The organism is Thiorhodococcus fuscus, from assembly GCF_042682685.1.
Lineage (GTDB): Bacteria > Pseudomonadota > Gammaproteobacteria > Chromatiales > Chromatiaceae > Imhoffiella > Imhoffiella fuscus.
Genome location: NZ_JBHUHX010000001.1, coordinates 46,437 through 62,188 on the forward strand (window position 1 = coordinate 46,437; position 15,752 = coordinate 62,188).

The following is a 15,752-nucleotide window of genomic DNA, read 5'->3' on the forward strand; positions in this document are numbered from 1 at the left end:
GCGGGCGCTTGGTTTGGACGTTCGGCGCTTGAGATGACCGGCGCCGAGTGGGCGCAATGCCTGCCAAGTTCGGCATTCAATGAAGCGGTGCGATTGACATATTGTTAGTATGCTAACTAATATTTAGCAACCTATCTATATTTTGGCGAAACATTACTCTGTGAGCGGATCAAGGCAAGAGCAGGAGCGGTTGTTCACCAGCCAGGTCGTGCGGCTATCGCGGGTCTACCGCAAAGAGGCCAATCGAGGGCTCGACGGCTGCGGGATTTCGGATGCGCAGGCGCTGCCTGTGCTGCACATCGCCCGCTGCGGCGGTGGGATGCGCCAGAACGTGCTTGCCGAGGAGATTGGGATCGAGGGGCCGTCTCTGGTGCGTTTGCTCGATCAGCTCTGCGCCCACGGGTTGGTGGAGCGTCGAGACGATGCCTGCGACCGGCGCGCCAAGACGCTGCATCTGACCTCGGCCGGGAACGCTTTGGCAGCGCGCATCGAGGAGGCATTGAGTCAGGTGCGCGGCGCCCTGTTGGCTTCGGTCAGCGATGCGGACCTGGAGGCGGCTTTGCGCGTGCTGGGAGCGCTGGAAGCGGGATTGGCGGCACGAGCGGATGCCTCCAAGAGCGATCGCTGACACGTGCCATGCCAGTGATCAACCGGGCGAGCCTGCAGTTCGCCATCAATACTCTGTTGGCGGGGATGCTTGCGCTCTATCTCGCCATGAGCATCGATTTGCCGCGTCCCTACTGGGCGATGATGACGGTTTATGTCGTCAGCCATCCGCTGGCCGCTGCGGTGCGCTCGAAGGCCATCTACCGATTTCTGGGCACCCTGCTCGGGGCGGCCGGCGCCGTGCTGCTCATTCCGCGATTCGTACAGGCGCCCGTGCTGCTCTCGCTGGCCATGTCGCTCTGGGTGGGTGGCTGTCTGGCGATCTCGGTGCTGGACCGTTCTCCGCGCGCCTACATCCTCATGCTGGCCGGATACACCATTGCCTTGATCGGCTTCCCGGCGGTGACGGAGCCAACCCAGATCTTCGACGTCGCCATCTATCGCGTCCAGGAGATCCTGCTCGGCATCGTCTGTGCGACCCTGGTCCACAGCCTGTTTTTCCCGCGCCCGGTCGGTGAGGCACTGCGCTCGCGCATCGGCAACTGGCTCGGCGAGGCGGATGACTGGGCACTCGATCTGCTGCGTCAAGGATTGGAATCGGGGCTCGACGGTTCGGATATCGACCGCAATCGCGGTCGGCTGGCCGGTGCGGCCAGCGAGATCCAGCTCATGCTGGTCCACCTGCCATTCGATACGTCCAATCTGCGCGAGACCACCGCCGTGGTGCGTCTGTTGCGCGATCGGCTCCTGCTCCTGATTCCCATCCTGTCGAGCCTGTCCGACCGGATCGCAGCGATGCGCCGGGCCACTCCGGATCTCGATCCGGAAATCGCCGTCATGCTTCGCGAGGTGGCCGATTGGGTCGAGGAGGGCGCGTCGCTCGCCTCCAGCCGATCGCTGATCGAGCGTCTCGATGCGTTGGCCTCGGAGACGGCCGTTGGGGATTGGCACCAGGCGACGCGCGTCGCGCTCATCTCGCGTCTGCGCGATCTGGTGACGGCGTTGGGCGAGGGGCATGCCCTGCTGGCCCATCTGCATGCCCCGGACGGACCGCTGCCTCGGCTGCTCGGCGAAGAGGTTGCGAGTACCGCCGATCGTCCGTTGCACCGGGATCCAGAGCTGGCCTTGCTCTCCGGTCTGGCCGCGACGATCACGATCATGATCGTCTGTCTGGTCTGGATCGGTTCCGGGTGGGACGACGGCAAGTGGTCCGCGATGACGGCTGCCATCACCTGCTCACTGTTCGCCGCGATGGATGATCCGGTGCCCGCGATTCGCAGTTTCGGCGTCTATCTGGTGGTCTCCATGGTGGTGGCCGGGCTCTATATCTTCGTGGTGATGCCGTCCATCGGCAGCTTCCCCATGCTGGCCTTGGCACTCACGCCGATGCTCTTTGGCATCGGGATCATGATCCCGGATCCGCGCCTGGCCTTTCCCGCGCTCTCGACCATTCTCAACGTCGTCAACACACTCGTGATTCAAGACCATGCATCCGCCGATTTCGCACGGTTTCTCAATATCAGTCTGTCGCAGTTCTTCGGCGTCTTCGTCGCGGTCTTCGTGACCCGCTCGTTGCGCTCCATGAGCGCCGAGGTCAGTGCCCGGCGTCTGCTGCGCCAGATATGGAGTCATCTGTCCCGTCTCGCCAATGGACGCGAAGAAAACACGGCAGTGGATTTCGCCTCCCGGTCACTGGACCGTCTTGGGCTCTTGAGCCCCAAGCTCGCGCGTCTCAAAAACAGCGATCTCAATGGTGTCGATGTCCTCAAGGATTTACGGGTCGGCTTGGATCTGGTGGCCTTGCGCGATCTGCGCTCCGGGCTTCCTGCGTCGGTTGGCGCGGCGCTGGATCGCCTGCTCGATGGCGTCGGAGAGCGCTATCAGCGTTTGTCGCTCGACGGTCGGGCGCCCGACGACACTGGGCTGTTGGTTCAGTTCGACCGGTTGCTGGAGCGGTCGGCTCAGAGTAGCGCATCCGGCGGCGCGCTCGGTGTGCGCGGGATCGGCGCACTGGTCGGTCTGAGACGCAACCTCTTTCCGGATGCCCTGAATCGTTCCGATACGCCGGTTGACTCCGATGCGCTCAATCGCGGTCCGCTTGCCGTGGGAGGTGCGGCATGATCGGCGAGGTCGATATCTTCGGTGTCTTTCTCCGCTCCGAACTGGTGACCAGCGGCGTCGCATTGGTCCTGACCTTTGGAGTCAATCGGCTCCTCATCCGGCTCGGCCTCTATCGCTATTTTTGGCATCAGGCCTTGGCCGAGGTGGCGCTCTTCGTGATCGTCTGGGCGGTGGTGGTGCAGCTTTCCTCTTTGTGGTTCGTGTGAAACGGCGGAGATTCTCTGTGTTCTCGATGCAGTCCTTTATCAAGTTAAGACGAATCCTGCTGACCCTGTCGGTCGTAGGACTGGCGCTGGTCGCCGGCTATCGGCTCTGGATCCACTATCAGGTCGAGCCCTGGACGCCCGACGGGCGCGTGCGCGCCGATATCGTCAAGATCGCCCCCGACGTTTCGGGGCTGGTGACTAAGGTTTTGGTCACCAACGATCAGATGGTCCATGCCGGCCAGCCGCTCTTCCAGATCGACCCGGATCGCTACGTGCTCGCCTTGCGTCAGGCGGCGGCCGAGATCCTGGCGCGAAAGGCGGCCCTGGAGCAGGCGAGGCGCGATGCGTCACGTGCCACAGCGCTCGGCGAGATGGTGTCCAGAGAGGATCGCGAGGAGAGCCATTCGCAGCAGACTCAGGCCGAGGCCGCGCTGACCAAGGCGCAGGTCGCGCGCGACCTGGCGGCATTGGATGTGGAGCGCACACTGGTGAAGGCGCCGGTTGACGGCGCGCTGTCCGACTTGGGGCTTCGGGTCGGCAACTATGTCACTGCCGGTACGCCGGTGATGGCGCTGATCGACGCCCATTCCTATCGGGTCGAGGGCTATTTCGAGGAGACCAAGCTGCACCGCATCTCGGTCGGTCAGCCGGCTCGGGTCCGGCTGATGGGGGATAGTCGCGTCCTGAAGGGCCATGTCCAGAGCATCGCCACCGGTATCGAGGATCGGGACCGCGCCGCCAGCGACAATCTGCTTCCCAACGTCAATCCGACCTTCAGTTGGGTGCGTCTGGCTCAGCGGGTTCCGGTGCGCATCCGCCTGGATCAGCTCCCGGATCCGATTACGGACCTGGTGGTCGGACGGACGGCGACGGTGGAGGTGCTACCGAAACCCGCCGCTCCGTCCGAGCTCTGAGGTTCCCTCCGCGAACGGGCGTTCGCGGAGGGGCCGTGTTCCTCAGAGCGCCGCGATCTTCTCCCTCTGGGCCTGCAGATTGGCGATCGCCGCCGCATGGTCGGCCAGTTTGGTGCGTTCCTTCTGCACGACCGCCTCGGGCGCCTTGTCGACGAAGCTGGGGTTTTCCAGCTTCTTTTCGGTGCGGGCGATGTCGTCGGTCAGTCGCGTGATTTCCTTGTCGAGCCGCTTGAGTTCGGCGTCCTTGTCGATGAGTCCGGCCATGGGGATGAGCAGCTTCATGCCGCCGACCAGGGCGATGGCCGATTCGGGGGCCTCGGATTCATCGTTCAACACGCTGATCGACTCGGTGCGGGCCAGGAAGTCGAGATAGGGGCGCGCGGTCTCCAGCCAGACCCGGTCCTGATCGGAGGCGTTGGCCACCAGGACGGGCAGGGGCTTGCCGGGTGCGATGTTCATCTCGCCCTTGATGCGGCGGATGCCGAGGATGCACTGCTTGACCCAGTCGATCTCGGCGACGGCCTTCGGATCCGCTGCGGCGGGGTCGGTCGTCGGGAAGGGTGCGAGCATGATGGTGTCCCCATCGACACCGGCGAGCGGTTTGATCTTCTGCCAGATCTCCTCGGTGATGAAGGGCATGATGGGGTGCGCCAACCGCAGCAGGGTCTCCAGCGTTCGCACCAGTGTCTGGCGGGTGCCGCGCTTGGCCGCGTCGCTGGCGCTGTCGCCGGTGAGGACCGGCTTGGACAGTTCCAGATACCAGTCGCAGAACTCGTTCCAGGTGAAATCGTAGATGGCCTGAGCCGCGAGGTCGAAGCGATAGGCGTCGATGGATTCGGTCACGGTCGCTGTCGTCGCGTCGAGACGCGAGCGGATCCAGCGGTCGGCCGCGCTCAGTTCGATCGGCTCCGACCCTAGGCCGCAATCCTGGTCCTCGGTGTTCATGAGCACGTAGCGCGAGGCGTTCCACAGCTTGTTGCAGAAGTTGCGGTAGCCTTCGGTGCGGCCGAGATCGAACTTGATGTCGCGGCCGTTGGTGGCGAGCGCGGCGAAGGTGAAGCGCACGGCGTCGGTGCCGAAGCCAGGGATGCCGTCGGGGAAGTCCCTACGCGTCGCCCGGGCGATCTTGTCGGCCAGGTGCGGCTGCATCATGCCCTGGATGCGTTTCTCGACCAGGGGCTCCAGTGCGATGCCGTCGATCAGATCGATGGGGTCGAGGACGTTGCCCTTGGACTTGGACATCTTGTCGCCGTGGGCGTCGCGCACCAGGCCGTGGATGTAGACCTCGCGGAAGGGGACCTCGCCCGTGAACTTGAGGCCCATCATGATCATGCGGGCGACCCAGAAGAAGATGATGTCGAATCCGGTGACCAGGACCGAGGTCGGATAGAAGGTCTTGAGACGCTCGGTCTCCTCGGGCCAGCCGAGGGTGCTGAAGGGCCAGAGTGCGGAGCTGAACCAGGTGTCGAGCACGTCGGGATCCTGTTCCAGCGCGACCTCGGGGCCAAAGCCGTGCTTCTCGCGGACTTCATCCTCGGAGCGACCGACGTAGACGTTGCCCTCGCTGTCGTACCAGGCCGGGATGCGGTGCCCCCACCAGATCTGACGACTGATGCACCAGTCCTGGATGTTGCGCATCCATTCGAAATAGGTGTTCTTCCAGTTGTCGGGGACGAAGCGAATGTCGCCCTTCTCGACCGCCTCGATGGCCGGATCGGCCAGCGGCTGTACGCGCACGTACCACTGATCGGTCAGATAGGGCTCGATCACGGCGCCGGAGCGGTCGCCGCGCGGCTGCTGGAGCTTGTGATCCTTGATGTTGGCGAGCAGTCCCTGTGCCTCCAGGTCGGCGACGATACGCTTGCGCGCGGCGTAGCGGTCCAGGCCGATATAGGCGGCTGGGATGAGCTGCCCCTCTTCCGGTTCGTTGGCGCGGATGGCGGCGTTCGGCGTGAAGATGTTGATGAGCCCGCCGTGCGGCTGCTCGGCGATGGCCGTCTCGTCGCGGTGACGATGCCAGACCTGGTTGTCGTTGAAGTCGTGCGCCGGGGTGATCTTGACGCAGCCGGTGCCGAACTCGGGATCGGCGTGCTCGTCGGCGATGATGGGGATGCGCCGGCCGCTCAGCGGCAGCTCGACGAACTCGCCGATGAGGTGTTTGTAGCGCTCATCCTCCGGGTTCACGGCCACGGCGCAATCGCCGAGCATGGTCTCGGGACGGGTGGTGGAGACGACCATGTAGAAGGGTTCGGCGCCTTCCGGCTGGACCACCGGGTAGCGCAGATCCCACATATGGCCGCTCTCTTCCTCGGAGAGCACCTCCAGGTCGGAGACGGCGGTGTGCAGAACGGGATCCCAGTTCACCAGCCGTTTGCCACGGTAGATGAGCCCTTCTTCATGGAGTCGGACGAACACCTCGCGCACGGCCTCCGAGAGTCCCTCGTCCATGGTGAAGCGCTCGTGTTCCCAGTCGAGCGAGGAACCCATGCGTCGGAGCTGGCGGGTGATGGTGCCGCCGGATTCCGCCTTCCAGTCCCAGATGCGCTCGACGAACTTCTCGCGGCCGTAATCGTGGCGCGTCTTGCCCTCGGCGTCGATCAGGCGCTCCACGACCATCTGGGTGGCGATGCCGGCATGGTCCGATCCGGCCTGCCACAGCGTGCGCTTGCCCTTCATCCGGTGGTAGCGGGTGAGGGCGTCCATGATGGTGTCCTGGAAAGCATGCCCCATGTGCAGGCTGCCGGTGACGTTCGGCGGCGGGATCATGATGCAGTAGGCATCGGTTCCCGTCTCTGCGGGGGCGAAATGGCCCCCTTCTTCCCAGGTGCGGTACCAGTGTGCTTCCAGCGATTGCGGATCGTAGTTCTTGTCTAGCATGGCGGGTCGGTTTCGGTCGTCCGGTCAAAGCGTCGAAGTATACTTGGTCCCTTCGATCGCATGGGACGTCCGAGGTCGACCCGAGCCGGTTTCAGGGGAGGAGGCCGGCGGGAGGCTCGAACCCCGGCGGCTTGATCGCCATCAGGGCGCAATCGCAGCGGTTGGCGATGGTTTCGGCGGTGTTGCCGATCAGCAGTCCCGGGATGCCGCTCCGTCCCAGGGTGCCCATGACGATGATGTCGGCTCCCAGTTCGGTAGCGAGGGCCGGAATGATCTGGGCTGCCGCGCCGCGCGCGAGGTGCGAGCGCACGGCCAGATACTCGAAGGTCTCCGGGCCGAGTATCTCGCGCAGATCGCCCAGTACCCCCGACAGTCGGAGTTGGTGCTGGCTGCGGAGGTCCTCGATGTAGCGCACTTCGTCGGCGATCGGGTTCAGCGCCCAGGCGCTCGCATTCCAGTGCCGCAGCAAGCCGGCTGCGGGCGCGTCCCAGGCATGCACCAGGTGCAGCTCGGCGAGATCGGCGAGCGCCAGCGCGCTGGCTCGGCTCAGGATCTCGCGGTTGAGCGCATGCCCCTCCGGATCCTCGTCGGCCGGAACCGGGTCGATCGCCACCAGCAGGGTTCGGTAGCGCTCGGGTCCGTCCTTCCTCAGGAGCCAGACGGGTTGGGGGCATTTGCGCAGCAGGTGCATGTCCCGGCTGCCCAGCGGGCGCCCTTTGGGATCGGGATCCTCAGATGCCTTGACGACCAGGTCATGGCCGCCGCTCATGGCCTGGCGGATCACCTCGACATGGAGACGGCCGAAGCGCACCTCGAAGCGAATTCCTGCGGATCCGCCCGAGTCGGCGAGGACCTCTTGCGTCCGTGCCGCGCATTGACGGCGGATTTCCTGGATCAGGGGTTCAGGATCGCTTTCGTTCGCCGCCGATGCCGATGCCGGAGCAAGATCGAGGACGAGGAGGAAGGTCAGTGCGGCTTGGCTCTCCTCGGCAAAGGTACGGACACGCCTGATGGCCCAGGCGTCGTTCGACTCCGGGTCCATGACGTAGAGGATGTGGTTGAAGGTGTTCATCGTCGGCTTGTTCTCTCTTCGTGCCAGCCAATGCTTGGTCCGTGCGCCGATTGCGGGGTTCCGCAGGGTCGGCATGCGTGTTCGGTCAGCCTTGCCTGGCGGTATGATAGAGAGGAATCCAAATCTCCGGTCCAATCTTCAATCGAGGGCCTTCGATGCCGCATGATCTCAGCCTCATCAGTACCCTGGCTGCCGCATTTGGAACCGCGTTGGTCCTCGGATTCGTCGCCGCTCGTCTTGGCATGCCCCCTCTGGTCGGCTATCTGGTGGCCGGCATCCTGATCGGACCCGCCACGCCGGGCTTCGTCGGCGATCTGCACCTGTCGCACCAGCTCGCTGAAATCGGCGTCATGCTGCTGATGTTCGGGGTCGGTCTGCATTTCTCCATCTCGGAGCTGTGGTCGGTGCGGCGCATCGCGCTTCCCGGCGCCTTGGTCCAGATCGCCGTGGCCAGCCTGATGGGCGCCGCGACCGCGCTCTTCTGGGGCTGGCCGCCCGTGGCGGCGGTCATCTTCGGCCTCTCGCTGTCGGTCGCCAGCACCGTGGTGCTCCTGCGCGCGCTGGAGGCGCGCGGCGTGCTGGGCTCGCTCGACGGTCGCATCGCGGTCGGCTGGCTGATCGTCGAGGATCTCGCCATGGTGCTGGTGCTGGTTCTTCTGCCCGCTCTGGGCGGTCTGCTGGACGCCGACATGCATCTCGAAGCGGGCGGCTCGGTCTGGTCCGAGATGCTCCTCACTTCCCTCAAGGTCGCCGCCTTCGTCGTCCTGATGCTGGTGGTGGGCAAACGTCTGTTGCCGCGTCTGCTGTGGTGGGTGGCGAGTACCGGGTCGCGCGAACTCTTCACGCTGGCGGTGATCGCCTGCGCGGTCGGAATCGCCTTCGGCGCGGCCGAGCTGTTCGAGGTGTCCTTCGCGTTGGGCGCCTTCTTCGCCGGGGCCATGATGCGCGAATCGCCACTCGGTCATCGCGCCGCGAGCGAGTCGCTGCCCTTGAGAGACGCCTTCTCGGTGCTCTTCTTCGTCTCGGTCGGAATGCTGTTCGATCCGGCCGTGATCGTCACGGAACCGGGCAAGCTGGCCGCAGTGGTCGCCATCATCATGGTCGGCAAGACCCTGGCGGCGATGCTCCTGGTCCTGGCCTTTCGCTACCCTCTCAGCACGGCGCTCACGGTCGGGGCCAGTCTCGCTCAGATCGGCGAGTTCTCCTTCATCCTCGCCGGGCTCGGCGTGTCGCTCGGCTTCCTGATGCCCGAGGCCCAGAGTCTGATCATGGCCGGGGCGCTCGTCTCGATTGCGCTCAACTCGCTGCTGTTCGCCGCCATCGAGCCGGTTCGGTCCTGGGTCAGCGAGCGCTCCCATCTGGCCCGCAGACTGGAGCGGAGCGACGATCCGCTCGCTGCGCTGCCCATGTCGGTGGACCAGTCGCAGCTGACCGGGCAGGTGGTTTTGATCGGATACGGCCGGGTGGGACGAAGGATCTCCGAGGCGCTCGATGCACGGGGCATCCCCTACGTGGTCGTCGAGCAGAACCGCCAGCTGGTCGAGGAGCTGCGTGCGACCGAGGTTCCGTCGGTCGTCGGCGATGCCGCCGATCCCCTCGTTCTGGTCCAGGCCCATGTCGCTCGCGCCGGGATATTGATCGTCGCCACTCCGGATATCGTCAAGGTGCGGAAGATCATCGAGATCGCCCGTCTGCTCAATCCGCCCCTGGAGATCATGGTGCGCACCCACAGCGAAGAGGAGGCCGAGCTGCTGCGGCGGGAAGGTCTCCAGGGGGTCTTCATGGGCGAGCACGAACTGGCCCGTGGAATGATCCGTTATCTGCTGGCGCGCATCGCTGCGCCCGCTTCGCGGAGCGCTTCCGATGGTATCGATGATTGATTTTGGAATGGCGTTCGTCGCGTAGGGACGCCTCACCATGAGGGGCCGCAATCAGGAGGTTGAATACCAAGGGTACGGTCCGGCCTGCGGTTTGCCAGAATAAGCCAATGTTCGATCTTCCCGTCAATCACAACGATGAGAGAGGCTGACTTCGAACCATGGACAGCACCAAAAAATACGTCTTCGCCTTCGATGAAGGGGATGGAAAGAACAAGAAGCTGCTGGGCGGCAAGGGTGCCAATCTGTGCGAGATGACGCAGATCGGCTTGAATGTGCCTCCCGGGTTCGTGATTTCCACCGAGGCCTGTCTGGAGTATTTGGACGCCAGCGACCACGCGTTGCCGGCGGGTCTGATCGATGAGGTTCAGGCGCACATGCGTGTGCTGGAGGAGAAGACCGGCAAGGGCTTTGGCGATCCCGAAAACCCCTTGCTGGTCTCGGTGCGCTCGGGCTCCGCCATGTCGATGCCCGGGATGATGGACACCATTCTGAACCTGGGGCTGAATGCCGAAACCCTGCAGGGCGTGATCGCCGCCACCGGCGATGCGCGTTTCGGCTACGACGCCTATCGGCGTTTCATCCAACTCTTCGGCAAGGTTGCGCTGGGCGTGCCGGACGAGGCGTTCGACACGGAGTTCGAGGCGATCAAGGCTGCGGCCCATGCCAAGCAGGATGTCGACCTCTCCGCCGCCGACCTCAAGGAGGTCAGCGAGCGCTTCCTCGTCGTGGTCGAGCAGGCGACCGGGCATCCGTTCCCCTCGGATCCTTACCGCCAACTGGAGATCGCCATCAAGGCGGTGTTCGGTTCCTGGTCGGGCCGGCGCGCGGTCGACTACCGCAAGCAGTTCCATATCACGCCGGACATGGCCAATGGCACGGCGGTCAACGTGGTCACCATGGTCTTCGGCAATCGAGGCGACGATTCGGCGACAGGCGTGGGTTTCACCCGCAACCCGGCGACGGGCGAGAACAGGCTCTATGGCGAGTATCTGATCAACGCCCAGGGCGAGGACGTGGTGGCCGGCATCCGCACGCCCAAGCCGATCGACCGGCTCAAGGTCGAGATGCCCGATCTGGCCGAGCAGCTCGATAGGCTGCGCGACAAGCTGGAGGGACACTATCGCGAGGTCCAGGACTTCGAGTTCACCATCGAGCGCGGTCAGCTCTATTGTCTGCAGACCCGCAACGGCAAGATGAACACCGTCGCCATGGTGCGCACCTCGGTCGAGATGGAGCGCGAGGGTCTGATCTCCAAGGAGCAGGCCTTGCTGCGGATCGCGCCCGAGTTGCTGGAGCAGATGCTCTTTCCCCGCCTGGATCCGAGCGTCAAGGTCGAACCCGTGGCTCAGGGGCTGCCCGCCTCGCCTGGTGCGGCCTCCGGCATCGCCGTTTTCGATGCCGATCGCGCCGAGCAGCTCGGCACGCAGCAGGGCCACAAGGTCATTTTGGTCCGCGAGGAAACCAAGCCGGAGGACATCCACGGCTTTTTTGCCTCCGAGGGCATCTTGACCTCGCGCGGCGGCAAGACCTCGCACGCGGCGGTGGTGGCGCGCGGTATGGGCAAGCCCTGCGTGGCCGGGGCCGAGGGCATCGGCGTGGACGTCAACCGGCGCGAGGCGCGGGTCGGCCTCACCAGCTTCAAGGAGGGCGATGTCATCACCATCGACGGCACCTCCGGCAAGGTGTATCTGGGCGCCATCCCAATGGTCGAGCCGGATTTCACCCCGGAACTCAATATCCTGCTCGATTGGGCCGACGAGATGGCCCGGCTCAAGGTCATGGCCAATGCCGACACGCCCGTCGATGCCCGTCGGGCGCGTCGCTATGGCGCGGTCGGTATCGGGCTGGCGCGCACCGAACGCATGTTCAACGACGTCGAACGGCTGCCGATCGTGATCGAGATGATCGTGGCCGAGACGCCCGAGCAGCGCCAGGAGGCGCTCGACAAGCTGCTGCCCTTGCAGCGTAACGACTTTCGCGATCTGTTCGAGGTGATGTCGCCGAACCCAGTGACGATCCGTCTGCTCGATCCGCCGATCCACGAGTTTCTGCCCGATGAGCATGTTCTGGAGCGCGAGCTCGCCGAGCTGCGGGTGCTGGCGCAGAGCGCGCGGGGCGTGAGCGTGCTCGCCGGGGCCATGGGGCTGTTGCATGCCTCCGAGAGTCTGCGTCACGAGATCGAGACCGCGCGGCGCATGGTGGATCCGGCGGTGGTCGAGGAAGCGATCGCCAAGAAGGAGGCGATGCTCAAGAAGGTGAGGGCGCTTTACGAGACCAATCCCATGCTGGGTCATCGGGGCGTGCGTCTGGGCATGACCTTTCCCGAGATCTACCAGATGCAGGTGCGTGCGATTCTGGAGGCCGCCGCCGAGTGCGCCAAGGCGGGGATCGAGGTCCATCCCCAGATCAAGGTGCCTCAGGTCTGCACGGCGCAGGAGCTACGCAAGGTCAAGGCGTTCGTCGACTCCATTCATACCGAGGTGGCCGAGAAATTCGGTAAGCCGGTTCCGTACAAGTTCGGCACCATGATCGAGGTGGTCCGTGCCTGTATGCGCGCCGACTCGCTGGCCGAGGAGGCCGAGTTCTTCTCCTTCGGCACCAACGATCTGACCCAGGCGACCTTCTCCTTCTCGCGCGAGGATGCCGAGAACAAGTTTCTGCCGCTCTACAACCAGTCCGGCATCCTGCAGGACAACCCCTTCGAGGTGCTGGACGTCAAGGGCGTCGGCAAGCTGATGCAGCTTGCGGTCGAATGGGGGCGCGCGGTGAAGCCTGGCCTGCATGTCGGCATCTGCGGCGAGCACGGCGGTCATCCCTCTTCGATCGCCTTTTGCCACCAGATCGGGCTCGACTATGTGAGCTGCTCCGGGCCGCGCGTGCCGGTGGCCCGTCTGGCGGCGGCGCACGCGGCGCTGAAGTCGGGCTGATCGCGGCGTTTTCGACGGGCGTCTCCAGGGCGTTCGTCGAACATTCGACAACCATGGGGCTTCGTCTAGGCTGATGTCCGCGATTGGAGCGCGCACCGCGCGGGCAAGCGTTTTGGCGAGTCGACAATGACCGAGAGGATAGACCGATGACGAATGGAAATTCCGAGGGGCAAGCGGGGAATTCAGGTCAAGACAACAGCGCGGCGGCGATCGCGCAGGCGCTTGGCCAGTTGGTGGAAGAGGTCCAAAAGGACAATCAGCAGGATCGCAAGCTGGTTTATACGATCGTGGGCATACTGGGAATCGGCGTGGTTGCAGCCGGTGTCAACATCGGCGGCTTGGTCGTCTCCATGAGCGATGACATGCACGACATGAATCTGTCGATGAAGACCATGCGTTCCGATATGACGGCCATGCGGGCGCATATCGAGACCATGTCGAAGGTGATGGCGACCATGGATTCCATGGGGGCCGATATACGCCAGATGACCGCCAAGGTCGACGCGATGTCGGCCGACGTGGGGCGCATGTCGACGGCGGTCGATCGCATGACTCACAGCGTCGGTATCATGTCCACGATGACTCCGGCGGTCCAAAAGATGTCCTACGACACCGGATCTATGGGGCGCGATATGCATTGGATGATGCCCTACAACTGGATGCCTGGCCAATAGCCGCCATCCGGGTGGATCAGCCGCCGTCTGCGTTGTGTGTTCGTCGGGTCGCGCTCTGGCGGGTCAGTGGTCGCATGGCCCTTGCCGACAGCGGGTCTTTACGTCGGGCTGCCAGGTCGTCGACTGCCGCGAATTCTTTTGATGTCGCTGCTTCCCAGCCCTTCGTTTGGTCCGCTAACGGGTCTGCGTTGCGGGGTGTCACTGTCCCCGCTGTTTTACGTTTTCTGGACCCAAGGGGCTGGCTCGGTTAGTATGTATAGAAAATATCTAGCGAAATTTTGAATTGCGGACGAAAGGCCCCGCGTTGTCAGCCGATCGGTCCAGCCATCTCCCTCGTTTGTCGCGTCCCGCACCTCGGTTGCGGCATGGTCCGAATTTCGATTCGGGTTTTCGAGCCCGCGCCATACCGGATCCCTTCGGTTCCAGGTCGGCTCGGTTTGGCGTGTCGATGATTGGCCGTCAACCCGACTTCGGTCTTACACCGATCGGTTGTCGTGAAAGGCGTCGTCCGACCACCTCTTACTCCGACCCCGATTGGAAGCCCGCGAGATGCGGCGCCTTCCGCGATGCAGGATGCGTCGCCGTTCTCGACGGTCTGACGTCGTCGTGAGCGGAGGGGTTGGGAACTCGCGATTGCGCGACCCATTCCAAGAAGGAGCAGCAGCCATGTGCGGTTTTTGCGGTGAGATCCGCTTCGATGACAATCCGGTTGACCTCGGTGCCCTGAGTGCCATGAACGCGACCATGACGCCCAGGGGACCGGACGGACACGGGATCTGGCAGCAGGGTGGCATCGCGCTGGCGCACCGGCGCCTGTCGATCATCGACCTGAGCAATCATGCGGCCCAGCCCATGGTCGACAGCGAGCTGGGACTCTCGGTCGCCTTCAATGGCTGCATCTATAACTACAAGGAGTTGCGCGCCGAGCTTGAGGGGCGGGGATATCGCTTCTTCTCCCAAGGCGACACCGAAGTGGTGCTCAAGTCCTTCCACGCATGGGGTTCCGCCTGCGTCGATCGCTTTCACGGCATGTTCGCGTTCGCCGTCGCCGAGCGCGACTCGGGGCGTCTGACCCTGGTCCGCGATCGGCTCGGCATCAAGCCGCTCTACTATGCCGAGGTGTCCGGCGGACTGCGTTTCGCCTCGACCCTTCCGGCCCTGCTGGCGGGCGGGGGGATCTCGACCGACATCGACCCGGTCGCCTTGCATCATTACATGCATTTCCATGCCGTCGTGCCGGCTCCCCATACCATCCTGAGCGGTGTGCGCAAGCTTCCCCCAGCGACCATTCGCACCATCGAGCCCAATGGACGTTCGAGCGATCGGCTCTATTGGGATCCGCGCTTCGAAACCCCGGCCGAGGAGCGTGGGCTCTCGTTCGAGGACTGGCAGGAGCGGGTGCTGGACGCGCTGCGCACGGCGGTGAGGCGGCGTCTGGTCGCGGACGTGGACGTCGGCGTGCTGCTCTCGGGCGGTTTGGACTCCAGTCTCATCGTCGGCCTGCTCGCCGAACAGGGTCAGACCGGCTTGAACACCTTCTCGGTCGGTTTCGAGACCGTGGGCGAAGAGGTCGGCGACGAGTTCCAGTATTCGGACATCATCGCGGCGCACTATGGCACGCGTCATCACAAGATCCGCGTGGACTCGGCCTCGCGGCTGCTGCCCGAGTTGCCCAACTGCGTGCGCGCCATGGCGGAGCCCATGGTGAGTCACGATGTCATCGGCTTCTATCTCCTGTCCGAGGAGGTGTCCAAGCACGTCAAGGTGGTCCAGAGCGGGCAGGGGGCCGACGAGGTGTTCGCCGGTTACCACTGGTATCCGCCGATGGTCGGCAGCCAGGATCCGGCGGCCGATTATGCCCGCGCCTTCTGCGATCGCTCCCACGAGGACTATCGGCGTGCGGTCGATCCGCGCTTCCACGGCGACGACCACAGCCGCGCCTTCATCGCCGCGCAGTTCGCGCGCGCTGGGGCCGAGGCTCAGGTCGACAAGGCGCTGCGGATGGATCAGGGCATCATGCTGGTCGACGATCCGGTCAAGCGGGTGGACAACATGACCATGGCCTGGGGACTGGAGGCGCGGGTACCCTTCCTGGATCATGAGCTGGTCGAGTTGGCCGCGCGCATGCCCGATCGCTTCAAGCTTTGCGACGATGGCAAGGGCGTGCTCAAGGCCGTGGGTCGTCGCATCATCCCGAGCTCGGTCATCGATCGTCCCAAGGGCTATTTCCCTGTCCCGGCGCTGAAATACCTGCGTGGTAAGGTGCTGGACACCGTCGCCGACCTGGTCCATTCGAGTCGCGCCCGCGAGCGGGGGCTCTTCCAGTCGGCCTATGTCGAGGAGTTGCTGGCCGCGCCGGATGACCATATCACTCCGTTACGCGGATCGAAGCTGTGGCAGGTCGCGCTTCTGGAGATGTGGTTGCAGGAACATGGGATCTAAGGGCTCGATACCTCGTCCGATCAACGCGAGCGA

Annotated in this window: 10 protein-coding genes; 8 read left to right on the top strand and 2 right to left on the bottom strand. The window is 64.3% G+C overall.

Annotated features, from left to right (window positions below; translation table 11 throughout):
* The first annotated feature begins 160 nt into the window (after nucleotides 1-160).
* From ACFSJC_RS00225 to ACFSJC_RS00240, 4 genes are read left to right on the top strand one after another with little or no spacing between them, the layout of a single operon-like run.
* Nucleotides 161-628 (top strand): MarR family winged helix-turn-helix transcriptional regulator, encoded by a 468-nt coding sequence (locus ACFSJC_RS00225; RefSeq protein WP_386021492.1) that lies wholly within the window; start codon nucleotides 161-163, stop codon nucleotides 626-628.
* Between the two features lie 8 nt (nucleotides 629-636).
* Nucleotides 637-2,727, top strand: a complete 2,091-nt coding sequence (locus tag ACFSJC_RS00230; RefSeq protein ID WP_386021495.1) for an FUSC family protein — start codon at nucleotides 637-639, stop codon at nucleotides 2,725-2,727.
* The gene (locus tag ACFSJC_RS00235; protein WP_386021497.1) at nucleotides 2,724-2,933 is read left to right on the top strand and encodes a DUF1656 domain-containing protein; all 210 of its coding nucleotides are present in this window, start codon (nucleotides 2,724-2,726) and stop codon (nucleotides 2,931-2,933) included. The genes ACFSJC_RS00230 and ACFSJC_RS00235 overlap by 4 nt, the downstream gene beginning before the upstream one ends.
* A 26-nt stretch (nucleotides 2,934-2,959) precedes the next feature.
* Nucleotides 2,960-3,847, top strand: a complete 888-nt coding sequence (locus ACFSJC_RS00240; protein WP_386021500.1) for an efflux RND transporter periplasmic adaptor subunit — start codon at nucleotides 2,960-2,962, stop codon at nucleotides 3,845-3,847.
* A gap of 42 nt (nucleotides 3,848-3,889) precedes the next feature.
* Here the strand turns inward: ACFSJC_RS00240 and ACFSJC_RS00245 are convergent, their stop codons facing one another.
* Nucleotides 3,890-6,724: a valine--tRNA ligase gene (locus tag ACFSJC_RS00245; RefSeq protein ID WP_386021503.1), complete on the bottom strand. Its 2,835-nt coding sequence runs from the start codon at nucleotides 6,722-6,724 to the stop codon at nucleotides 3,890-3,892.
* A 91-nt stretch (nucleotides 6,725-6,815) separates the two neighbouring features.
* Nucleotides 6,816-7,871 (bottom strand): universal stress protein, encoded by a 1,056-nt coding sequence (locus ACFSJC_RS00250; RefSeq protein WP_386021506.1) that lies wholly within the window; start codon nucleotides 7,869-7,871, stop codon nucleotides 6,816-6,818.
* A gap of 80 nt (nucleotides 7,872-7,951) precedes the next feature.
* Here ACFSJC_RS00250 and ACFSJC_RS00255 point away from each other — a divergent pair, with 80 nt between their 5' ends.
* The 4 genes from ACFSJC_RS00255 (at nucleotide 7,952) to ACFSJC_RS00270 (ending at nucleotide 15,719) form a co-directional block, all read left to right on the top strand.
* A complete protein-coding gene (locus tag ACFSJC_RS00255; RefSeq protein ID WP_386021508.1) occupies nucleotides 7,952-9,676 on the top strand; it encodes a cation:proton antiporter in 1,725 nt (574 codons plus the stop codon).
* A gap of 158 nt (nucleotides 9,677-9,834) precedes the next feature.
* Complete coding sequence (gene ppdK, locus ACFSJC_RS00260; protein ID WP_386021511.1) at nucleotides 9,835-12,603, top strand: pyruvate, phosphate dikinase; 2,769 nt, start codon at nucleotides 9,835-9,837, stop codon at nucleotides 12,601-12,603.
* Between the two features lie 83 nt (nucleotides 12,604-12,686).
* On the top strand, nucleotides 12,687-13,277 hold the full coding sequence (locus ACFSJC_RS00265; protein ID WP_386021513.1) for a hypothetical protein: 591 nt from the start codon (nucleotides 12,687-12,689) through the stop codon (nucleotides 13,275-13,277).
* Between the two features lie 666 nt (nucleotides 13,278-13,943).
* Entirely contained in the window at nucleotides 13,944-15,719 is a 1,776-nt protein-coding gene (locus ACFSJC_RS00270; protein WP_386021516.1) for an N-acetylglutaminylglutamine amidotransferase, read from the top strand.
* The last annotated feature ends 33 nt before the right edge of the window (nucleotides 15,720-15,752 follow it).